General features: G+C 39.0%; 20 protein-coding genes and 3 pseudogenes. 12 read left to right on the plus strand and 11 right to left on the minus strand.

Translation table 11 applies throughout. The features are described from left to right. Nucleotides 1-13: 13 nt before the first annotated feature. From xdhA to puuE, 8 genes are read left to right on the plus strand one after another with little or no spacing between them, the layout of a single operon-like run. On the plus strand, nucleotides 14-1,531 hold the full coding sequence (gene xdhA / locus L647_RS0101900; protein WP_024609697.1) for a xanthine dehydrogenase small subunit: 1,518 nt from the start codon (nucleotides 14-16) through the stop codon (nucleotides 1,529-1,531). Next, on the plus strand, nucleotides 1,518-3,866 hold the full coding sequence (gene xdhB / locus L647_RS0101905) for a xanthine dehydrogenase molybdopterin binding subunit (protein ID WP_024609698.1): 2,349 nt from the start codon (nucleotides 1,518-1,520) through the stop codon (nucleotides 3,864-3,866). Before xdhA ends, xdhB begins: the two co-directional genes overlap by 14 nt. Then, nucleotides 3,859-4,761 carry a xanthine dehydrogenase accessory protein XdhC gene (xdhC, locus tag L647_RS0101910; protein ID WP_024609699.1) on the plus strand — a complete coding sequence of 301 codons (903 nt, stop codon included), beginning with the start codon at nucleotides 3,859-3,861 and terminating at the stop codon, nucleotides 4,759-4,761. The genes xdhB and xdhC overlap by 8 nt, the downstream gene beginning before the upstream one ends. Continuing rightward, a complete protein-coding gene (gene uraD / locus L647_RS0101915; RefSeq protein WP_024609700.1) occupies nucleotides 4,758-5,258 on the plus strand; it encodes a 2-oxo-4-hydroxy-4-carboxy-5-ureidoimidazoline decarboxylase in 501 nt (166 codons plus the stop codon). The genes xdhC and uraD overlap by 4 nt, the downstream gene beginning before the upstream one ends. Then, the gene (uraH, locus tag L647_RS0101920) at nucleotides 5,255-5,599 is read left to right on the plus strand and encodes a hydroxyisourate hydrolase (RefSeq protein WP_024609701.1); all 345 of its coding nucleotides are present in this window, start codon (nucleotides 5,255-5,257) and stop codon (nucleotides 5,597-5,599) included. Before uraD ends, uraH begins: the two co-directional genes overlap by 4 nt. Before the next feature lie 2 nt (nucleotides 5,600-5,601). Next, nucleotides 5,602-6,966 (plus strand): guanine deaminase, encoded by a 1,365-nt coding sequence (guaD, locus tag L647_RS0101925; protein WP_024609702.1) that lies wholly within the window; start codon nucleotides 5,602-5,604, stop codon nucleotides 6,964-6,966. Between the two features lie 3 nt (nucleotides 6,967-6,969). Next, the gene (locus L647_RS0101930; RefSeq protein WP_024609703.1) at nucleotides 6,970-8,181 is read left to right on the plus strand and encodes a urate hydroxylase PuuD; all 1,212 of its coding nucleotides are present in this window, start codon (nucleotides 6,970-6,972) and stop codon (nucleotides 8,179-8,181) included. 1 nt (nucleotide 8,182) lies between these two features. Further along, entirely contained in the window at nucleotides 8,183-9,118 is a 936-nt protein-coding gene (puuE, locus tag L647_RS0101935; protein ID WP_024609704.1) for an allantoinase PuuE, read from the plus strand. Between the two features lie 80 nt (nucleotides 9,119-9,198). Here puuE and L647_RS01000000123470 read toward each other — a convergent pair. From L647_RS01000000123470 to L647_RS0101955, 4 genes and pseudogenes are all read right to left on the minus strand, one after another. Next, nucleotides 9,199-9,915, minus strand: a pseudogene (locus L647_RS01000000123470) (LuxR C-terminal-related transcriptional regulator). Nucleotides 9,916-10,044: 129 nt separating this feature from the next. Beyond that, nucleotides 10,045-11,576, minus strand: a pseudogene (locus L647_RS01000000123475) (trehalase family glycosidase). Nucleotides 11,577-11,590: 14 nt separating this feature from the next. After that, nucleotides 11,591-12,808 carry an MFS transporter gene (locus tag L647_RS0101950; RefSeq protein WP_024609705.1) on the minus strand — a complete coding sequence of 406 codons (1,218 nt, stop codon included), beginning with the start codon at nucleotides 12,806-12,808 and terminating at the stop codon, nucleotides 11,591-11,593. A gap of 175 nt (nucleotides 12,809-12,983) precedes the next feature. After that, nucleotides 12,984-13,991, minus strand: coding sequence for a substrate-binding domain-containing protein (locus L647_RS0101955; RefSeq protein ID WP_024609706.1), 1,008 nt, complete (start codon nucleotides 13,989-13,991; stop codon nucleotides 12,984-12,986). A gap of 284 nt (nucleotides 13,992-14,275) precedes the next feature. Here L647_RS0101955 and L647_RS0101960 point away from each other — a divergent pair, with 284 nt between their 5' ends. Next, entirely contained in the window at nucleotides 14,276-16,528 is a 2,253-nt protein-coding gene (locus L647_RS0101960; protein WP_024609707.1) for a TonB-dependent receptor, read from the plus strand. 80 nt (nucleotides 16,529-16,608) lie between these two features. Here the strand turns inward: L647_RS0101960 and L647_RS0101965 are convergent, their stop codons facing one another. The 5 genes from L647_RS0101965 to L647_RS0101985 form a co-directional block, all read right to left on the minus strand. Further along, entirely contained in the window at nucleotides 16,609-17,130 is a 522-nt protein-coding gene (locus L647_RS0101965) for a hypothetical protein (RefSeq protein ID WP_024609708.1), read from the minus strand. Nucleotides 17,131-17,192: 62 nt separating this feature from the next. Next, nucleotides 17,193-18,731 carry an EAL domain-containing protein gene (locus tag L647_RS0101970; protein ID WP_024609709.1) on the minus strand — a complete coding sequence of 513 codons (1,539 nt, stop codon included), beginning with the start codon at nucleotides 18,729-18,731 and terminating at the stop codon, nucleotides 17,193-17,195. A 141-nt stretch (nucleotides 18,732-18,872) separates the two neighbouring features. Then, complete coding sequence (locus L647_RS0101975) at nucleotides 18,873-19,499, minus strand: GDSL-type esterase/lipase family protein (RefSeq protein ID WP_024609710.1); 627 nt, start codon at nucleotides 19,497-19,499, stop codon at nucleotides 18,873-18,875. Between the two features lie 11 nt (nucleotides 19,500-19,510). Further along, on the minus strand, nucleotides 19,511-20,026 hold the full coding sequence (locus L647_RS0101980; protein WP_024609711.1) for a DsrE family protein: 516 nt from the start codon (nucleotides 20,024-20,026) through the stop codon (nucleotides 19,511-19,513). Nucleotides 20,027-20,131: 105 nt separating this feature from the next. Then, nucleotides 20,132-20,596, minus strand: coding sequence for a flavodoxin family protein (locus L647_RS0101985; protein ID WP_024609712.1), 465 nt, complete (start codon nucleotides 20,594-20,596; stop codon nucleotides 20,132-20,134). Between the two features lie 90 nt (nucleotides 20,597-20,686). On the opposite strand from L647_RS0101985, the pseudogene L647_RS1000000125140 reads away from it, so the two are divergent. Together L647_RS1000000125140 and L647_RS0101990 are read left to right on the plus strand one after the other, a co-directional pair. Continuing rightward, nucleotides 20,687-20,833 (plus strand): annotated as a pseudogene (locus L647_RS1000000125140) (MerR family DNA-binding transcriptional regulator); the annotation flags it as partial. Nucleotides 20,834-21,116: 283 nt separating this feature from the next. Further along, a complete protein-coding gene (locus tag L647_RS0101990; RefSeq protein WP_343223022.1) occupies nucleotides 21,117-21,320 on the plus strand; it encodes a PEGA domain-containing protein in 204 nt (67 codons plus the stop codon). Nucleotides 21,321-21,366: 46 nt separating this feature from the next. Here the strand turns inward: L647_RS0101990 and L647_RS0101995 are convergent, their stop codons facing one another. Continuing rightward, the gene (locus L647_RS0101995; protein WP_024609713.1) at nucleotides 21,367-21,735 is read right to left on the minus strand and encodes a DUF1294 domain-containing protein; all 369 of its coding nucleotides are present in this window, start codon (nucleotides 21,733-21,735) and stop codon (nucleotides 21,367-21,369) included. A gap of 55 nt (nucleotides 21,736-21,790) precedes the next feature. Here L647_RS0101995 and L647_RS0102000 point away from each other — a divergent pair, with 55 nt between their 5' ends. Continuing rightward, nucleotides 21,791-22,327 (plus strand): hypothetical protein, encoded by a 537-nt coding sequence (locus L647_RS0102000; protein ID WP_024609714.1) that lies wholly within the window; start codon nucleotides 21,791-21,793, stop codon nucleotides 22,325-22,327. 68 nt (nucleotides 22,328-22,395) lie between these two features. Here the strand turns inward: L647_RS0102000 and L647_RS0102005 are convergent, their stop codons facing one another. Beyond that, nucleotides 22,396-22,938, minus strand: a complete 543-nt coding sequence (locus tag L647_RS0102005) for a carboxymuconolactone decarboxylase family protein (protein WP_024609715.1) — start codon at nucleotides 22,936-22,938, stop codon at nucleotides 22,396-22,398. Nucleotides 22,939-22,955 lie beyond the last annotated feature (17 nt).

Consider the following 22,955-nt stretch of genomic DNA (forward strand, 5'->3'; position numbering starts at 1 on the left):
TGAGGGGGTCTGTGTGATTCAGTTTTTATTAAATGACACGCCAATTGAAGTACAAGAATGTTCGCCTAGTTTCACCATTTTGGACTGGTTACGCACCAAAAAAGGGAAAGTAGGCACCAAAGAAGGCTGTGCAACAGGTGACTGTGGCGCATGTACTATTTTAGTTGGTGAAGAAAAAATAAATAAAGATGGGCACGCTCATTGGCATTACAAAGCAATGAATAGTTGCTTGCTACTATTAGGTAATGCTCACGGTAAACATATAATGACCGTGGAAGGCGTAACACCTGCACTTTATCCTACTTTAAATGATTTACACCCAGTGCAACGTGCATTAGTAGAGTGCCATGGTTCGCAATGTGGATTTTGTACACCGGGCATAATAATGAGTCTGCTTGCGCTTTATATAAATAACGCTACTTACCCTGGTAAAAAAGCAGTCATACATGCGCTTGGTGGTAATTTATGCCGTTGCACAGGTTACAGCCCTATCTTACTTGCTGCTGAAAAAGCGTATAGCTTTGATCGCACCAACGAGCCTTACTCACAACTTGCAACACAATTTAAAGCATCCCTCAAAGCAAGTGCTGTAGACGATGTACCATTTTTAAAAAATGGACCTCGTACGTTCTTTTTGCCACAAAGCGCAAAGCAGCTCGTTGACTTAAAAGCATTATATCCACACGCACATCTTGTTGCTGGTGGTACCGACTTTGCTATTGAACTTAGCCAAAACCTACTTCTTCCCGACATTATTATATCGCTTAGCCAAGCTAAAGAGCTTACTCAAATGAGTGATAATAACGGTATGTTACACATTGGTGCAGCAGTACCTTATAGCCAGTTTGTAGATACTTTTTATGCGTATTACCCAGAATCGAAAGAGCTTTTTGAGCGACTAGGATCGAGCCAAGTTAGAAATAGCGGCACACTAGGTGGCAGTTTAGGTAATGCCTCACCCATTGGCGACCCTGCGCCACTGCTTATTGCACTTAATGCCAGCATGGAACTGCTTTCAGCACACGGTGTTCGAACTATAAAAGTGGCTGACTACTTTGTTGATTACAAAAAAACAGTTTTAAAAAATGATGAAGTAATTAGCACCATTATCATTCCTAAACGCGCCAAGTCACTCAAGCTTGCGTGCCATAAAATATCAAAACGTTTTGAAGATGATATTTCTACTGTGTGCCTTGTTTTAGCAATAGAGCATTCACAAAACATAATCACCGCAGCGCGTTGTGCAATGGGCGGCATGGCGGCAATTCCAAAAAGTGCGACTCATATAGAGCAGCAATTAATAAGTCAGCCATTAAATGTGAGTAGCTTTATAGATGCAGCGACCGCAATTGAGCACGACTTTGCCCCAATGAGCGATGTACGCGCCAGCGCAACTTATAGAATCACAGTAAGCAAAAACTTACTGCAACGTATTGGCATTGAGTTTTGTCATAAAAATACGGACTTAAACAGCAACCTTAATAAAAATAATAACATTGCCATTACGAGGATTTCTCATGCGTCACTTTGAAATGGATAAACTAAAAGCGCAAGGCGGCAGTGTTGGGCAATCTAAATACCACGATAGTGCCATTAAACAAGTGTGCGGCAGTGCTAATTATGCTGACGACAACCCAGAGCCTCACGGATGTTTACATGCCTACCCAGTGCTTGCGCCTGTTGCGAGCGGTTTTATAAAATCGGTTGATACTAGTAAAGCGCTTGCTTTAGCGGGCGTTAAACGCATTTTTTCAACAGCCGACGTACCCGGCAAGTTAGATATTGGTCCGGTATTTCCAGGTGATGTATTACTTACAAGCGATGAGATTCAATATCACGGACAACCTGTGTTAGTGGTTGTTGCAAGCACTTACGAAATAGCACGCCGCGCCGCTCGTTTAGTCATTATAGAGTGCGAGCAAACAACACCCATACTTGATATTAAAGACGCTATCGAAAAACAAAACTGGGTAAGACCCCCTCATTCACTTAATCGTGGCAACAGCCAGCAGGCTATAAATAGCGCGCACCACCAGCTAAAAGGTGAAATATCTATTGGTGGTCAAGAGCACTTTTATTTAGAGGGGCAAATAGCGCTGGCACAACCCGATCAAGATGGCGGGATACACGTTCAATGCTCTACCCAGCATCCTACTGAAGTACAGCACTTAGTGGCTAAAATTCTTAAAAAGCCATTTAACTTTGTTACCGTAGAAACCCGACGTATGGGCGGTGCATTTGGGGGTAAAGAAACCCAAGGGGCACCTTGGGCGTGCTTAGCGGCACTGGCAGTTTATTACTTAGGTTGCCCTGTAAAAATGCGCTTAGCCCGTAGCGACGACTTTAAATTAACCGGTAAACGTCACCCATTTAATAACCACTACCATGTGGGGTTTGACGAAAACGGATTAATTGAAGGCGCGGATATAACTGTAAATGGTTATTGCGGTTATTCACCCGATTTATCGGATGCGATAGTCGACCGCGCTATGTTTCACGCCGATAACGCCTATTACTATCCTGCAGCAAAAATACAAGGCAATCGCTGTAAGGTAAATACCGTAAGCCATACTGCATTTAGAGGGTTTGGTGGTCCGCAAGGAATGATCATGGGCGAGCTAATAATGGACGATATAGCGGCTAAATTAGGTAAAGATCCACTGGAAATACGAAAGCTAAATTTATACCGCCCAGGTCGCGATATCACCCCGTATCATCAAAAAGTTGAACAACATATTTTAAAAGACATGATTGAACAACTTGAGCAAAGTGGCGACTACTGGGCGCGTAAATCAGCCATTAAAACCTTTAACGCTTCATCGCCTATTATTAAAAAAGGGTTGTCGATGACGCCGGTTAAGTACGGTATTTCGTTTACCGTACAGCACCTTAACCAGGCTGGCGCATTAGTGCATGTATACAGCGATGGATCTATTCATTTAAACCACGGCGGCACCGAAATGGGTCAGGGTTTAAATACTAAAATTGCACAAATTGTTGCGCATGGCTTTGGTGTCGATTTTGATACTGTAGGCATTAGCGCAACCCGTACCGACAAAGTACCAAACACTTCTCCAACTGCGGCCTCAAGCGGTACCGACTTAAACGGAATGGCGGCACTTAACGCAGTAAATACAATTAAAGAGCGCTTAATTGATTTTATTACTGGGCACTTTGAAGTCCCTAGCGAAAGCATTGAATTTAAAAACAACCTTATAACATTTAGTAAAGGCGAAATTAGCTTTAGTGAACTTGCAAACCTTGCTTACATGAACCGCATTTCGCTTTCATCAACGGGTTATTACGCCACACCTAAAATTCATTACGACAGAGCAAAAGGCGAAGGTCGGCCCTTTTTTTACTATGCCCACGGCGTGGCACTAAGCGAAGTAGAAGTAGATACCCTAACGGGTGAAAATACCGTAACTCGGGTCGATATATTGCACGATGTAGGCAGCTCAATAAACCCCGCTCTCGACATAGGTCAAATAGAAGGTGCGTTTATACAAGGTATGGGTTGGTTAACAACCGAAGACTTACAGTGGAACGATAAAGGTGAGCTTGCAAGCTTTGGGCCTGCTAATTACAAAATTCCGGCAATTGGTGATACTCCTGCAGAATTTAACGTAAACCTTTACAACTCAGCCAACCCAGAAACCACTGTTTTTAGGTCAAAAGCCGTAGGTGAGCCTCCATTTATGCTGGGCTTTAGTGTATGGAGCGCGATACGCAACGCTATAAGCAGCGTTGCCGATTACAAATACACAGCACCGCTTGATACCCCCGCAACGCCAGAGCGAGTACTTAACGCAATAACCCACACTCAGCAATGGCTAGCGCAGCATAAGGAGCACAGTAATGACTAATTTAAATCAGTCTTTTCAGGGTTTTCATACTCAAAATTGGGCACAAGCTATTGCACAACATGAACAAAGCGGCACTAATTATGTGATTGCAACGGTGCTTGGCACTAATGGCTCAACGCCACGCGGGACTGGCTCAAAAATGGTAATTAGTGGCGAGCATATTTACGACACTCTTGGCGGCGGGCATTTAGAATTTGTGGTAATTAAAAAAGCACGGGAACTGCTTGTGCAAGGTGAAGCCACGCAAGTAATTGAGCAATTTAACTTAGCTGCTAATTTAGGGCAATGCTGCGGAGGTGCAGCCACTGTAATGCTTGAATGCATGCAGTGTGAGCGATTTACGCTTGATATTTACGGTGCTGGGCATGTAGCGCAAGCGCTTATAGGAATTTTAGCGCAGCTTCCAATACGTATTCGTTGGATAGATAACCGAGCAGACGTGTTTCCTGAACAGATTCCCGCTAATGTTGTAAAAATAATTGACGAAGAACCCACTCAGCAAATAAAGCACGCGCCAAACAATAATAACTACTTAATTTTAACGCATAACCACCAGCTCGATTTCGAACTGACTCAAACCATTATTAAGCGCGGCGATGCAAATTGGTTAGGCGTTATAGGATCAGGCACCAAAGCAAAACGCTTTAAACAACGCCTAACACACCGTAATTTTACCGCCGAGCAAGTTAAGCAAATGACCTGCCCTGTTGGTCTTAAAAACGTAACAGGCAAACTCCCTATGGAAGTGGCTATTTCTATCAGCGCACAGCTTATTAGTTTGTATCAAGCTGAGCAAACAACAGCACCAAAACGCCAAGGATTGCAGTGGCGCACTTTAAAAAATGCACTTATTAGCAGCGCGCAAACTTCTTTAAATGGAGCAACTCAATCATGAGCCTAACTAAGCTAAATGCACTCACAACACAACAAGCAAAGCAGCAGTTAGAACATTGTTGCACCGCACCGCGCTGGATTGAAGGCATGCTAAAAACAATGCCCTTTAAAAGTAACGAGCACCTTTTTGAATCAGCTCAAAACGTATGGGATCAATTAGCCGAGAGTGACTACTTAGCGGCATTTGAAGGACACCCGCAAATTGGCGATTTATCAACGCTTAGCAAAAAATACGCAGCAACCGCACAAAAAGCAGGGCACGAGCAATCAGGTATGAGCAAAGCAGACGAATCAACGCTCACTAAAATGATTGCCCTAAACAACGATTACTTAAACAAATTTGGCTTTATTTTTATTGTGTGTGCAACCGGTAAAACAGCCCAGCAAATGCTCGAACTTATTGAGCAACGTATTAATAACGACCGCAATACCGAGCTACACATAGCCGCTAACGAGCAAGCCAAAATAACAAAAATCAGATTGGAGACACTACTGTGAATAAAAGCCCTATTACTACTCACATTTTAGATACCAGCACAGGCAAGCCCGCCGCAAATGTTCCCGTTTCGCTTTATAAATTAGTAAATAAACAGTGGGAGCTATTAGTACAAGGTACAACCGATAACGATGGTCGGATTGCCGACTGGATAAGCTCAAATACCAACATTGAATTTGGCACTTATCAGTTAATTTTTGATTTAGATAGTTATTACCAAGGGCAAGCAACACCCGCTTTTTATCCGCAAGCGCAAATAAGCTTTAGATTACAAGATAATAAACATCATCATATTCCGTTGCTACTTTCGCCATTTGGCTATTCAACTTACAGAGGCAGCTAATTATGAGCACCCAAAATAATAATAATTTAACCGTAATATGCGCCGATATTTTAGACTTTATTGACGACCCCGCTAAAGCAGGCGAAAACGCCCATCGTTTTTTTGAAAAAGGCGCATTAGTTATAAAAAATGGCAAAGTAGTTACGCTTGGCTATGAGCAAGATATTTTACCTGGCATAAGTAACAGCGCTAAAATTATTCGCCACGACGGTAAATTAGTTATGCCGGGCATGATAGACACCCACATACATTTGCCGCAAACCGAAATGGTAGGCGCTTACGGCGAGCAGCTTTTAAGTTGGCTAACCGAATACGCCTTCCCAACCGAAAAAAAATTCGCCTGTGAAAAGTATGCAAGTGAGGTATCAAACCTATTTTTAGATGAGCTTTTACGAAACGGTACAACCACCGCCTTAGTGTTTGGCACTGTGCACCCACAATCGGTTAATGCCTTTTTTAGCGAATCACAAAAGCGTAACCTTCGTATGATTGCCGGTAAAGTAATGATGGACCGTAACTGCCCAGACGATTTATCTGACTGCGCACAAACCAGTTACGATGAAACAAAAGCACTAATCGAAAAATGGCATAATGTTGATAGGTTAAGCTATGCAGTAACGCCTCGTTTTGCACCAACATCAAGCCCTGAACAATTACACATGTGTACCCAACTTCTTGAAGAATACCCCGATACTTACTTACATACCCACCTCTCTGAAAACAAAGACGAGTGCGAATGGGTTAAAAGCTTATTTCCTGATGCAACCGATTACTTAGGCGTGTACGAGCAAGCAAATATGGTACGAAAACGTGCGGTATTTGCGCATAGCCTGCACCTATCTGAACGCGAACTTTGCTGCTTAGCCGATAATAACGCGGCTATTTCGCACTGCCCTACTTCAAACCTATTTTTAGGCTCGGGCTTATTAAATTTAAAAGCGTGTGAAGATCATAATATAAACGTAGGTATGGGTACTGATGTAGGCGCAGGAACGAGTTTTTCTATGCTGCAAACAGGTAGCGAGGCGTACAAAATACAGCAATTACAAGGTCAAAAATTCTCAGCCTTTAAAGGGTTATATTTAGCAACCTTAGGCGGTGCGCGTGCACTTGATTTAGAAGGCACTATTGGCAATTTTGAGCCTGGTTGCGAGGCTGACTTTATTGTTATTGATTTTGCTGCTACCTCATTTTTAAAGTTTAGGTTAGGGCACGCAAAAACTTTACACGAAAAGCTCTTTGCCATAATGATGTTAGGCGACGACCGCTGTATTGAACAAACCTACATTATGGGCAAAAGCGTGTATAAACGCGATTTAGCTGAGCAATTTACTCCCACCTCAGCGCCCATACTGGAAGAGGCTTAACTTATGGAAAATTATTTTTTTGAGCTTGCTCATCTAGTGCTGCGTTACTTTCATGTTATTGCAGGTATAGCATGGATTGGTGCCTCATTTTACTTTGCTTGGCTCGATAACAACTTACAAACACCACCACAATGGAAAATAGATAAAGGTATAAAAGGTGATTTATGGGCGGTGCACGGCGGTGGCTTTTACGAAGTGGCTAAATATCAAAACGGACCAGAACAAATGCCACATACCCTGCATTGGTTTAAGTGGGAAGCGTATACAACGTGGATCACCGGCATATTACTATTTAGTCTGCTTTATTATGTTGGCGCCGATGTGTATTTAATTGATAACAGCAAAAGTGAGCTTAGTAAATTTGCAGCAATTGGCACATCACTTGGTTTTATTGGCTTAGGTTATGGGGCTTATCGTTTATTGTGTAAAAGCCCATTGGTAGAAAATGGCAAAGTGTTTATTGCTGTTGCTATTGGTTTATTAGCCCTTTGGACATGGGGGGTTGACCAACTATTTAGTGACCGTGCTGTGTATATTCATGTTGGTGCGCTTATAGGTAGCTGTATGGTGGGTAATGTTTATCACATTATTATGCCAGGGCAACGCTATATGGTCAGTGAAGTAGAAGCAGGTCGTATTCCCGACTCAGCTCCTGGTTTAAAAGCAAAACAATGCTCAATACATAACAACTACGCCACATTACCAGTCGTTTTTATAATGCTTAGCAATCACTTTCCCTATACCTATAGCCACAGTTACGGCTGGCTGATTTTAATTGCATTGTTTGGTATTGGAATGTGGATACGCCACTACTTTAATTTAAAACACCAAGGCGTTAATAAGCCCTCGGTACTTATAAGTGGGATTGCTGCATTTTTTGCGCTAATGCTTGCTATTGCACCTTGGCCAACAAGCACACAAAACACCGATAACAACACGCCTTTGCAAGCAAGTCTTAGCGATGCACAAGCGTGGAAAATTATTAATACTCATTGCACGCAGTGCCATAGTGAAACCCCTACCTCAGAGCTTTTTCAAACAGCCCCACTGGGCTTTAAACTAGACTCAATAGAGGATGCAAAAAAGGTAAGTTCACTTATTCATACCCGAGCCGTAGTAACCAAAGATATGCCGCTGGCAAATATGACCAAAATGACTGATACAGAGCGAGAAGCATTAGGTGTTTGGCTAACCTCGTTAAATAGGGAACAATAATATGGCTGATCAAATTAAAACGAACTATCCACGAGACTTAATTGGTTACGGACAAAATCCACCTCATGCAAATTGGCCTAATAAAGCGCGAATAGCAGTACAAGTAGTGCTTAACTACGAAGAAGGTGGCGAAAACTGCGTATTGCATGGTGATGCCGCCGCTGAAACATTTTTATCAGAAATAGTGAATGCCCCTCATGTAGAGGGACGCCATATAAGCATGGAATCAATTTACGAATACGGCTCGCGGGCGGGTGTTTGGCGGTTATTAAAATTGTTTAAAAAATATGATATTCCGATCACTATTTTTGCTGTTGCTATGGCACTTGAACGCCACCCCGATGTAGCAAAGGCATTTGTAGAAGCAGGTCATGAAATTGCATGCCATGGGTTGCGTTGGATTAACTACCAACACGTTGATATAAATACCGAACGCAAACATATGCAACAAGCTATAAATATAATTGAGCAACTTACTGGGCATAAACCTAAAGGCTGGTATACGGGCCGCACCAGTCCAAATACTGCTGCACTTGTAGTTGAAAATGGTAATTTTTTATATGACGCTGACGATTACAGTGACGATTTGCCTTTTTACAGCATAAAAGAAGGTCAACCTCAGCTTATAGTGCCCTACACCCTTGACGTAAACGACATGCGCTTTGCCGCAGTGCAAGGCTTTAATGCCGGTGATCAGTTTTATAATTACTTAAAAGATGCGTTCGATACGCTTTATGAAGAAGGAGATCCTGAGGGTGAAAACGCACCAAAAATGATGTCGATTGGTTTGCATTGTCGATTAATTGGCCGCCCTGGACGAATTAAAGCGCTCGCACGATTTTTTGAATATGCTCGCTCATTTAATGGTGTGTGGTTTGCAACAAGAGAAGACATAGCTAAGCACTGGCATAAAAATCACCCTTACAAAAAGGGGTAACAGATTAAAAATAAAACATTAAAAAGCCCAGCAAGGCTGGGCTTAAATTACTTTAGGAGTAGTGAAGTTTATTTAAGAAACTATTTCCCCATTGGCAGCAAAACCGATATATAGCGCTGCGCCCAATTAGCAAGCTCCACCCTGTTGCGTGAGCTAGTTTTTTAAACGCGCTGTATAAATGTGTTTTTACAGTGTGGTCGCTAATGTTAAGTTTCAGCGATTGTATTGTTACTCGCACCCTGTGCAATTCAATAAATAACAGACTTTTCTCGTTTTGTTAAATGATCGTAATAGCCCTGCTTTAATTCAATGTCGTCGTGCAGGTTATTAAACGACGATGGCATGGCTAAAATATCGTTAAAAGCTTTTGAAATCACTTTATGCGTAAACGAAAGCTCGCCAGTATCAACACGAACTAACCCTTTAAAAATATCTTCTGGCGCATCTGATTTATAAAAAACACTATTAAAATGGTTAAGCAATAAGTTTTGCTCGTACACATCTTCTTTATCAACATTAAAAATGACAACGCTATAGTGTTTAGCTAAACAAATAAGGTCAGTCGGAATAAGGCCTTGCCACTTGCTTTTAGCTCCATCGATTAAAAACAAATCATAATTAGCTCGCTGTTCTGCTTTGGGCACAATATCATCCATTTTAATATCACTAAACAATGCTTGAAGCGTTCTTAAAATAGCAGTGTAATTATGTGAGTGAAAAGATGTTTGAAACATTGTTTTTACAAATACTGAGTTTTTATGGGCATAAATTTCGTCCTTGAAACATTTACACCACATTACCGAAATCAAATACAACTTACAATGAGATTTTGGTATTAAAATAAAGTTATCGCTTCTCATCCTGAAAAAATAAAAACCAATTGAATCAATGTAAAACCTTAATTCACTTTGTTTTTACAACTACTTTTATAAGATAAATAACAGATCAGATTTGCTGCTTAGTAACTTATAAAATCGAGTCGTTACACCATTAGTCCAACCAAAACCCTGCTGTACTTGATATTCACCACCACTGGCTAAAACCTCTGGTGTGCACACATTGTATTTTTCGAGTAAGCACTTATTTGCTGCAAAGTTTTGCTCAACCATATTTACCCAATTTTGCATTATATGTGTACTCAATTGTGTAATACCGTAGTTATTAAGCCCTTTTACCGCAAACCATTGTAGTGGAGCCCAACCATTTGGGCTATCCCATTGCTGTGGTGTATGAGTAATGGTTGTAACAATACCACCCTCTTTTAAAAAATCATTGGCTAATAACGTTGCTACTTTGGTTGCTTGCTCATTGCTGGCTAGATTAACAAACAAAGCAGTAGTTGCTGCTGCACTAAGTACCTGAGATTGAGTGGCTTTACGGCAATTATAATCAACAAAAAAACCGATAGATTCATTCCAAAGATACGTATTTATAAGTACTTTACGATTGCCAGCAAGTAATTTGTAATGCTCAGCTTGCTTACTATTGCCGAGCAGTTTAAAAAACTTACTTAGCCGACTTTCTAAGTTATACATTAGGCAGTTTAAATCAATAGGAACAATATCAGTAGTTTGAATAGAACTTAGTAAATTAGATTCACCCAACCAGCGAGAACTAAAATCCCATCCAGACTCACACGCAGCACGAATATTACGATAAAAATCAGCTTTTTTCTCATCAGCCAACTCTTGTGCTAACTCTAAATCTTCTCGTAGTGACTCAGCCCTTGGCTCGCCCGCATCATCCCAATAACGATTTAAAATACCGCCACAAGGCATTCTGACCACACGGTTTGAACTCAACATATTATCTGAAAGCAACTGCGCGCCTTGCATCCAAAACCTATATTCTTTTTCAAGCGCTGCCACACACATATTTAGCCATTGCATATTAAGCGACTTACGGTGTGTGTGCTCCCATAATAATTCGACCATGAGTGCTAAAACAGGTGGCTGCGAGCGTGACAAATAATAGCGGCGGNGCGGTTACCATTTGGAATACTGCCATAATCGTTAATTAAATCGATAAAATTAAGTAGCATATCTTCAACTACATCACCTTTATCTGCATCAATTAAACCCAAGGCTGTAAAATAGCTATCCCAATAGTAAATCTCTTGAAAGCGCCCGCCAGGCACAATATAGCTGTGTTTTAGTGCTAATAATGAGTCTTGCTTTGGAATATCGGCCTCCCTTTTAAGGCCAGTCCATAATGAATTTATATACTGTTTAACAGATGACGTATCAACCTCAGTGTCCATTGTTAGCACAGGGGAAGTAATAAAGTGTGCGTTTACAAACTCACTAAGCTGCGCATTATTTAAAGGAGCTAGTTGCTCATAACTTTTACATGCACTTTGCCAATTAACACGCGCAATTGCATCTGCGAATGTTTTACAGTCGCTAAATACATGCTGCATTTGAACATCTTTAAATAATTGGCTCTTGAAAAAACTCATAACTTTCCTTACTTTTAAGCTGTGGTTGCGTGTTGTGAGATAGCATCTGTACGTTTTTTGAAAAAAAACACGCTAATAAAAATTAAACTAATAGGAACCAAAGAAAGGTAAAACGCATGCTGGCCACTAAAGTGCTCAAATACATAACCAGTTATTATTGAGCCTGTTGTGCCACCTAGTGCTGAAAAAACTACAATTAAGCCAGTCATAGCGGCATGACGATGTTTTTCAAGTGCGCTGAGCATAACGGAGTTAAGTACCGGATAAATAGGTGCCATAAAAAAACCAATTAACGGCAAAACAAATGCAGCAAGAGGAGCGTCAAATAAACTCGTTACGCTATTTTCAGTAATATTTTCGGTAAGTGGCAAGGTAATGAGTATTAAACCAGCCATAGCAATTAAACAACTGCACAATACAGCAAACCAATTAATGTGTTTAAGTACTTGCCCTGCCACTAAGCGCCCAAGCGCAAGTGCTGCAGCAAAAATACTAGCCAACTGAATACTAATAGCGACAGGAAGTTTTAAAACTTCATTATTAAATGTGGGTAACCAAGTACCTACGCCCTGCTCAATTAGCACGTATAAAAAAGCGCTGATTATAAATATGAGCACTAATGGTTGATATGTTAGCTTTAGCATAGCTATAAAGTCATACCAGCTTGAGCGTTTAGTTTTACTTACAATAGCAGGCTTTATAGGCGCAACAATGACGCTCGCTATAACAATTAGGGTTAGAGCTGCCAGCAAATAATAAACGTTAAGCCACGCGGTTGAATCGTCTGGATCTATAAAAGCAGTAAAAATCCAATAGCCGCTTAATACACCAACCATAAAAATCCCTTNGTGGCTGTTAGCATCATCTGTTACTTGGCCAATAATAGAGTAAATCGATACTTTAACCACAGCAAAGCCACAACCAATGGCTGCGAATAAAATTTTAAACGCATAAAAGTCACTAATTAAAGCAGTACTTATACAAGCAAGCGCAACAACAGTAAGTGCCCCAAGCATGGCAAGCTTATAGCCCAAGCGAGGAATAAACGAAGCCACTAAAAATGACATTACCGCAATGGATAAATCTTTAAACCCTTCAAGAACTGAGGCCTCTGTTTTACTTACCCCTAGGGTATTTATTGCCTGCAAAATAACGGTACCTACACTATTTAATAAAATAGCGAAAATAAAGTAACTTGCTGCAATAGCCAGTGTGACTTTTGTTTTACTCATAATTGCCCTCGCTTTAGAGCGTTATTAAAACGCTATAACGACCTTTATTGTATGCCCATAATGAGTGCATACACTGTGTGTGTTTATATCAGTGAGGTTTGAGTTTAGTTTAAAATAATCGCCAATGCAATCGTTTGCATTTTTATTTTAACATTAACTCAACATCATTTATAAGTTAACGTTTACTCGATTGACGGGTAATTAATTCAATATCAATGACTTGTGATTCGACTTTTTCACCAGCGAGTTGTTGCATTAGCTTTTGAACCAATAGCGTGGCTGCGTACTGTGTGTTTTGTCGAATGGTCGATAATGAAGGGTGGCTAATGTCGGCCATAGCAATATCATCAAAGCCTACTAGAGCGACATCATTAGGAATACTTACATAGCGCTCTTTTAAGGCTTTCATTGCCCCTAAAGCAACCATGTCACTACATGCAACTATGGCATCAAAATAAAGGCCTTTTTCACGCAGTAATTGGTTAATAGATTGGTACGCAGAGCTACTTGTAATATCAATAGATACAACATATTGCTTTAATTTGTAGGATGCTAATGCAGCAGAGTACCCTCGATGACGTTCGCTAATTTCACCATGTTCTGGATCACCTAAAAATACAATATTTTTAGCTCCATGCTCTATTAAATGCGTAGTTGCTTGCAAGCCCCCTAAATAGTTGTCGCTTCCTACAATGGCATAATTACTGGGTGTTTTAGGATCCCCCCATACTACCAGCGGAATACCTGCGTTAGCCGCATTTTCTATATTGGTTTGGTTTTTACCTTGACCTACCACAATAATGCCGTCTGCACGGCGGCTATTAATAAAGTAATTAGCCCAATCGTCTTGCGCCATTATTGAGTTTGATAATAAAAGCTCTAACCCTTGTTGATTAAGCGCAAGGTTAATTTCGCTCACCACTTTAAGTAAAAATGGGTCGCTAATCGACTGCTCTGTTTGTTCGTCAAGGTTAATTATAACTGCCACAACATTAGTTTTTTGTGTACGCAAGCGGCTTGCAGCAGTATTAAGACTAAAATTATGCTCTTTAGCTAAGCGCTGAAGTTTGTCGCGCGTTTCTTGTTTAATTAGCGGGTTATCATTAAGCGCACGCGAAACTGTAGAGGTAGACACGCCTGCTAGTTTCGCTAAATCAGTTAATTTAATTTTTTTGTTATTCATGATCTTCCTAAATAGTCGCTTACCACTGATCAATACAATTATCTAACTCACTGACAATATAGCATTATTATTTTTTGCTGGCGCGAACAACGTCTTAAAAATTGTTTATCTGATAAATAAGCTCAATAAACAAACCATATAAATTCATAAATAATTTACAAATAAATATTGCAAACGTTTGCATTTATCTCTAAGGTTTCAACATACACAGCTTATTTACATTAAATTTTAAGAGATAAGGTTGAAAAATCACACTGTTTCACACACTAAACGGGATCACACACATGAAAATCAATAAAGCGAAAAGCACATTAGCGTGTGCAATTACTTTAGCGCTTAGCACTCAATGCGCATTTGCAGCAGAGCAAACACAAGAAAAACAGAAAGTTGAGCGCATTGTGGTATCGGGAACACCTACGGGTGTTGGAGTTAGAAAAATAGATGCCAGCTATGCGGTAACTAATATCGATAGTGAAAAAATTATTAAACTGTCTCCAAAAAGCACCGCTGACTTGTTTAAAGCAATACCTGGTGTTTGGGTAGAAAGCTCAGGTGGTGAATCGGGCGCTAATGTATTTGTTCGTGGTTTTCCTGGTGGTGGTGATGCCCCATTTTTAACACTCAGTATTGAAGGCTCACCTATTTATCCTGCTTCAACATTGTCATTTTTAGAAAACTCATCAATGTTTCGTATTGATGAAACCATTGAGACAGTAGAAGCCCTGCGTGGTGGACCTAATCCTGTTTTATCTAACGGACAACCAGGATTAACAACCAATTTTAGATTAAAACGTGGTGGCGAAGAAACAGAAGGCTTATTTAAATACACAACTTCTGATTACGACTTACAGCGAGTTGATGCTGTGATGAGTGGTGAAATTACTGACGATTTATACTTTATGGTTGGCGGTTACGTAAAAAGCTCACCGGGTATTCGTGATGCGGGCTTTACTTCTGAAAAAGGTAGCCAATTTACAATCAACATTACTAAAGATTTAGACAACGGTGAGCTTAGCTTTTATACCCGCCAAACAGACGATCACGGTGCATGGTACTTACCAACACCCCTTAATGTTGATGGTATTGACGCAGAATATACGCAACTTGGTACGCTAAATCGTCAAGCAACAATATTTACAGGCCCCGATGCACAAGCACTTGATATTGACCTAGGTGATGGCCGAGGGTGGGACGGCCATGTTTCGGGCGGTAGTATTAAGCTAGAGCTAAAAGATGGTTGGCATTTTTCAGATCGCTTTAACATTACCAAAGGCGATGCAAATACCTACGGTTTAGTACCTAGTGGCTCAGCAACAACGGTTGGAGCAGTTGCTGATAACGGCCAAACTGCATTTGGAGCAGTTACAAACACTGAATACGCAAGCGATACCCCAGTCCAACAACTTGGTCGATGGGTAGTACTTAAAGAAATCAGCTCATTTACTAATGATTTAGCTTTTTCGAAAAAATTTGGCGACCTATCAACAACCTTTGGATATTACACTGCAAGTACTTCAGCAAAAGATTGGTGGAGCTTAGGTAACACTGCATACCATGTACTTGAATCAGGTGGCGAAGCATTGGCTGGGATTGAATGTAATCAAAACACCGATGGTTGTGATTTTAACTACGACATAAGCTCAACAGGTGATGCGCGCACTAACGCGTTTTATGTCACCGGTGAATACAAATTTGCTGATGCGTTTACACTTGATATTGGCGTACGTCAAGAAAACCACGAAGTAGAATACAGTGTAGATGAGGGCCTTGACGGTATTATTACTAAAACCGTTAGCTATGATGAAAGTAAAACATCGTGGACTACAGGGTTAAACTACTCAATTAATGATGATATGGGTGTGTTTGCCCGTGTTAACCGTGGTTATAAAATGCCTTACTTTGATGACTTTAGAGATAACTTTGATGCTTACGAAGGCGGCGAAAAGCTTATTAAAGAAATAACTCAAGGCGAGCTTGGCTATAAGTTAATTACTGAATCAACCGACTTTTATGCAACCGTATTTGTAAATGAAGTTAAAGGCGACACATTTGTAAGACGACCTGGTGTACCAGCAGAAATTTTAACAAACGAAGCATACGGTATAGAGCTTGATTACAACTTTAATCATGAGTCTGGTTTTTCTGTTAATTTAAATACGACATTACAAGATGCTGAAATTACAGAGAGCCCAACAAACGATGGTAACCAGTCGCAACGCCAACCAAAATGGCAAGTACGTGTAACACCAAGCTACGACTTTGAACTGCAAGGTATGTATGCAACTTTATACGGTACGCTTTCAGCTGTTGATGATCGCTTTGGCAATAACGAAAACACGGTAACACTCGATGGCTATGAGAAAGTTGATTTAGGTTTCATCCTAGAACCAATGGAAGGCATTAAGCTTCAAGTAGCAATTGATAACTTAACTGATGAGCAAGGCATCACGGAGGGTGATCCACGTAATGCAGATTCACCAAATGGTCGCTACATTATGCCTCGCACTACGCGCTTTAGTGTAAGTTACGCGTTTTAAATAAAATACAATATAAAGGGAGCATTCGCTCCCTTTCACTTTAATTAACCTAAACAAATAAATTTAAAGGCTAGAGTAAATTACTCAATACTCGCTTTCAGTTTATTTAGCGCATCAACCGAAAAACCTCGATCGTAAAAATATAAAATTTCACCACTGCTATTTATAAGCACAACTCGAGAATTGTTTGGGCTTTGGTTACCTGTAAATTTTTGCACCGCTTCACCATCTTTATAAATAGTGATTACCCCGCCCCATAACTCTTTAGGAATACCTTTGCGCATACCGCTATCTATGAATGTGCTAAACATGCGTGGCGCCATACCTGCAATAGTAGGTAGCTCGTAAGTAGGAAGCGTAACGCCTGCCATATCTAAACCAATTAACCAGCGGTCTATATCAAACTGACTATCTTGCTTATAACCAATTAATAATAAGGTTTTATCTGCTTTAAAATCACTGGGTATAGTTACTACGTTTTGCTCTAAGCTTTCACCACTAATGCTTGGAAATTGTTTACCTATTACTTGTTGGTTTGGGTACTGAGATGTACATGCACTAAGTAGCAATAGTACAAAAACGCTTAAAATTGATTTGATCATAACAAAAGCCCTAATATTTTTTATAAGTATCATATAAATACGTTTAATATATAAATAGAGATCTAAAATGTCTGCTTCGTTAAATATTTTTTAAATTTATCAACAGTCATTGCTCGTCCGTATTTCCAACCTTGCCCGTAATGCACACCCGCTGTTTTTAAAATAGCTTCTTGCTCACTAGTTTCAATCCCTTCGGCCACGCAAGTGTAGTTAAATTTATGCACAAGCTCCATTATGTTAGGGATCATAGAAGCCTTTAAGCCCTCAGTTGCTATATCTTGTACAAATGTGCGGTCTATTTTTAACTGGTGAAAACTCAAGTTTTGTAAGTTTTTTAAGTTAGAGTAACCTGTACCAAAATCATCTAATGACAAGTTAAAACCTGATTCAACTAATGTTTTAAAGTGTGTATGAGCAATTTTAGTATCTAGGTACTCATCTTCAGTAATTTCAAGGCAAATAATGAATCGAGAATGAGTGAGTTCTGGTATTTGTGTTAAAAGTGATACGTTACCTAGCTCTACATCACATGGAAATATATTTAACGACACTTTAAAGTCTTTAGGTAAAGCTTCAAGTGCTGTTAGTTCTTCAAGCACTTTCGCAATCATTACCTCTGTAAACGACCACGTTAAATTATTTTTTCGTATCAGTGGAATAAATTGATCAGGGAAAAGTGGACCATATTTATCTTCAAAGCGAGCAAGCACCTCACAGCCTACAATTTTACCTGTTTGCAAACAAATTATAGGTTGGTAAGTCCAGTAAAAAGAACTTTTGCTTAACCCTTTACGTACTCGAACTCGTGTAGAACGGCGCGCAGAAATTTGAAATTCAACCATTAACGCACTTGATACACCAGCTAAACAATTAAAAATTAATGAAATAATCAATAAAAGCTGATTATCTGCAAAAAATCGACTCCATGGAGTATGAACCGCAACACAGTAATCTGCACTAATATCGCTGCACTTCAGCTTGGTTTCAAAAGGAAGTTGATGGTGGTTCATTATTTCATCGTACAAACCATTACTGCCCGCTAAATGGTGTAACGTATTTTGTGCTTTATAAGTAGCTTCCCACCGAGGAGCTGTAACTATGCCATCATCAAAAACCGCTGTATGCATAATTAAGTTATAGTCTTTTTGGCGAACTATCACTACCTGAATTTCGCGCCCGTTAAAAAGTAATAAAGGGAGTTTTGGGTCAAAACGCACCCTGGCACCACTACCAGGGCGAATAAAGTCAGGCTCTTTATCATTTACTGGTTTATCGAGAAAGCCAACACCCGTGGTACAAACTAATTTATCATTTTCGAAAAAACCAATATCTATTACGTATTTAGCATCAAATAATGCGCGTCGCATTTCGAGTAAATTTAAATCGTCACACTGAGTAAAATTAAGTTTGCTTAGTGGGATAAGAATTCGGCTGCTTTCTAGCACTGCGGCATCTATGTGCTTGATAATATGTTTCGCATCAGCATTAATTGTGGAAGCTAATTTGTGACCAGCAAAATACAAAAGGATTAAACTTCCTATTACAAAAACCAATACTCCGGTTAATATTGCGATTAATGATTTTTGCGGGTACTTTTTCATTATATCCTTATAGACTAAAGAGCATATTCTGTTGATTACACTTTATAATTGCACAACTATTTTTAAATGCAAATAAGTACATAACAAAGCATAAAAAATCACGAGTAAATAGTTTTTAGGGACATACTTTTAAACGAGAAATTAAGCTAAAACAATATCTTTGCTCATTATCTTAAAAACCACATCTGCAACTTTACTGTGCCCTTTACTGCAAATATGAACTCCATCAATTAAAGACACGCTCACAACACTTTGTAGATCAAAAAAGAGTGCAGCTTTATTTAATGCAATACGTTTAAAGTGTTCACTCATAGAATGGTTTTTATGCTCACTTCCCTCATAAACATGTTTATACGAACCTACACACTCAACATAGGCAGGGGCAAGAACAATAATTTTAGGATGATTACTAACACCGTAAAAATATTTAATATCACCAATTAAGTCATCAAGCCCTTGGGCTATTTGAACTGGAGCTAAGTTAAAATGCTTTTTGAGATCGTTTGTCCCAAGCGCAATAATGATTACGTCGAGCGGGTACTTTTCTAAATAAGGCTTTAAATAACTTACACCCGAAACTAAACCATTGAACGGCGGATGATTTACTAAAGTTCGGTTAAGTTGCCCAGCTTCTATAACTTTAAAAGCCGAGCCTAACTTAGTTGCTAACAGCGCGCTCCAACGAATGCTTTCGTCAAAACGCTTACCTGTTTGTGGGTTTAAACCCCAGGTATTTGAATCACCAAAGCATAAAATATTTTTTATCATTTATTAGGTCATTAAAACGGGTTAAGCGTATAACCCTGTTGTTGCAATTGCGCATGCGCGGTCATTGCCGAAAGCGACATTTGCACGCCATCAATCAATTGTTCAGGAGCAACTTTATAATGTGTAGCCGACTGTCCACACACATAAACCACTGTGTTGTTAGTAAGCAATTGCTTAATTAAATTTTGGTTTTTGTTATCGGTTTTAAAGCGCTTTTTATATTCGCTATTATCCAATACATCAACACTTGCACTACCGTGTACAACTAATGCTAGTTGAATATTTTCAGGCTTTACACCGTGCGCTACATGCATATTAATAAAGCGTGCTAGTGAATTCATAGCATTATTTTGCTCACCTTCTTTTGCCGCTTTATCTACATCAAACGCAATTTTAAATTTTGTAGAATCATTAATAGATACATGTTCGGGTACATTATAAAAATTGCCAAAACCTGTGATAACAGGCTCACTAGCACTTGATAGTGGGCTTAGTAATAAAGCAGATGCAAACATTAAATATTTCATAAAACAGTCCTGTGTTTTAAAGTTATTAACCTACATATAGGTTAGTTATAAATTAGCAGAAGTTAAGCCCATTAAGCAACGCACCATGCAGCTATTATTGACCTTTTATGGATATGACTTATGCGAATGATTTAAAAACGTCATTCCTAAGTAATTAAAAGTACGTTGAAACATATCTATAAAAATATCTGGTGCCTCAACAGATGAGGCATTTGATAATAATGAAAACTGCTTTTTTCGTAAACTCCGCAGCTTCGGCTTTAAGCTCTCATCGTCCATGTAGTCGGTGATCCGATCTATAAACGACTTCATTTGTACTGTAGTGTTATACGAATAAACGGGTGATGCAAAAACCCAATGCTCATAATTTAATAGTGACTCAAACACCGTGTAAAAATCATCATCTTTGTGTTTTTTATCGTAACAATATGGCGCAATTTTATAATCATCTAAACAAATTACACGCACATCATTTTGCTCAACAAAGCTATTAACATAGACTGTAGTATTGCCGTTTTTTCTTGCGCTTGAATAAATAATTACAGTACTGTACTTAAGTTTTTGTTGCATTTAGCTAACTCCTTTTTTAATGAAGGAAGAAGCTTAAAACCTCAAGCTATATTGAGGTCAACTAGAGTTTATGACCTAAAGGATTAAGTAATGAATACGGATCAAAAAAAGCTAATTGATGCAAATCTTACTGTTGGATATGTAGCAAAAAGAAGTGGCGTAAAAGTATCGACTTTACATTTTTACGAAACGAAAAATTTGATCAGGAGCTGTCGAAACAGCGGCAACCAACCCAGGGTAAGATTACTATTACCCTATAAATAAGCGAAGTCATCATGTCTACATACCCTGTATCTAATACAACTTTAAATTGCTTTTAGACCCTTTTTAGAACTCTATTCTTGTCTCAATAAATTAAGTAAAAAATGCCTTATCACTGAACTTTTTGTACTACATTATTTTATCTTATTCTACTTAAATCTTCATTAAAACTAACACTAAACAGCCAGTGTAACTAGTTTTCTATACTCCAAAACNCTGGTATAGAAAGAATGAAGTAGCACCAATTTCATTAACGGTTATTACGACTCCAGCTGATGCTCGCGTACGTAGTATGAATATAGCTCCTGTATATAAAGCTGCAATAGAACTAGATGCAGGTAAATACGATGTTGAAGTAAGTAAAAAAGGCTACGATACATATAGAAAATGGATCTCAGTTGATAAAAAAACAATCTTAACAATTCAACTAACTAAAAAAGAAGAAAGCCAAGCAGCTCAATAAGTTACTTAGCTCTATTTAAAATATGCCTTTTATTTATAAAGGCATATTAATTCCTTACTAAAAGTACATACCCTAAAAACCCGATCACACTCAAATTAATTAATATACAAACCCACAGTACAATTATAAACCGTTGTTTTTGCGATTTATGACGCAATAATTGCTGAGCTATTAATGCACCAGGCCACCCACCAAAAAGCGCGAATAACTGTAATGTACGCTCTGATATTCGATTTACTTTTTTGTGTGTTGATTGTTTGGCTTTACGTTTATCCCATGCATATATTAAAAATGTTAAAGCGCTCAATCCACTTACATAGCTTGGTACATAAATAGATGTGTAGTGCGTTAAATAAGCTAACCATAAAATGCCTATAAAGACACTCGCAAATATTATTAATATTTTCTTTATCAATTAATTATCGCCTATACTAGAAATTACAAAACACTAAAATAAAAAGAGCTAAATTATGACATATTTTAAAACGCTATTCTTAGCGTTATGCCTTTGCGCATTTACTAATAGCTATGCCGATCAAAATAACCTGCTACTTGATAAAGAATTAGCCGTGTTTCAACCTTACTTGGGCACTTGGCAGGCTAACTTTAAAGTAGCAGAAAAAAACACAAAGCCAGTTCAAGACATAAGTAAATGGGAGCGAGCGCTTAATGGTAAAGCTATTCGTACTATGCACTCAATTAATGAGGGCGAATATGGTGGCGAATCTACTATTTTTTATGATAGTAAAAAGAAGTCATTAGTTTTTTATTATTTCACTACAGCAGGCTTTTATACGAAAGGCATAATAAAGGTGTTAAGCCCAACTCAGTTTGTAGCTTATGAAGATGTAACGGGCAATAAAGAAGGTATTACTAAAGTTAAGTCGACCAATGATTTAAAAGACGATAAATTTATTGTTTCAACAACTTATCTTAAAAAGGGCGAGTGGACTAAATCCGAAACTCGTACCTACATAAAAAGTACGAAGGCTGTTAAATTTAAATAGCTTTCAGAGCGGTATTTAAAATACAAAAGGCAGCTTAAGCTGCCTTTTGTATTATTAAAGTATGTAAATTATTTTACGAACTTTTTAAATGGTGCATCAACTGGTGTATTTGCAAGGTGGTTTGTGTAATTGCTCATTACTTTTTGAGATAAACCAACAATGATTTCAAGTAGTTGCTGCTTGCCGTAACCTGCTGCAAAGAATTTTTCAATTTGCTCATCGCTAATTACACCACGCTCACGCACCATTGCTAGTGTTGTTTCACGAAGCGTTTCAAGTTTAGGATTTGCTAGTGGTGTTTTATCTACTAGTGAGTCAACAATACCTTGGTCAACGTTCATTGACGCAGCAATTGCGCTATGTGCAGGTACACAGTAATGACATGCGTGCTCAACGTTAATTGATTGCCATACAACTGTTAGCTCTTCTGCATTGAACGATGTTTTTTGGAATAGGTCATGCAGTACTTGATAACCTTTAAGTAATGTTGGTGCTTCAGCCATTACTGCGTGTAAGTTAGGTACCATACCAAATGCAGCTACTGAGTCAGCCATTAGAGATTTTGATTCTTCAGGTGCGTTTTCTGCTGTGTATAAAGTAAATTCTGTCATGTTTAGCTCCAATAAAT

Source organism: Pseudoalteromonas sp. TB64, assembly GCF_000498095.1.
Taxonomy (GTDB): domain Bacteria; phylum Pseudomonadota; class Gammaproteobacteria; order Enterobacterales; family Alteromonadaceae; genus Pseudoalteromonas.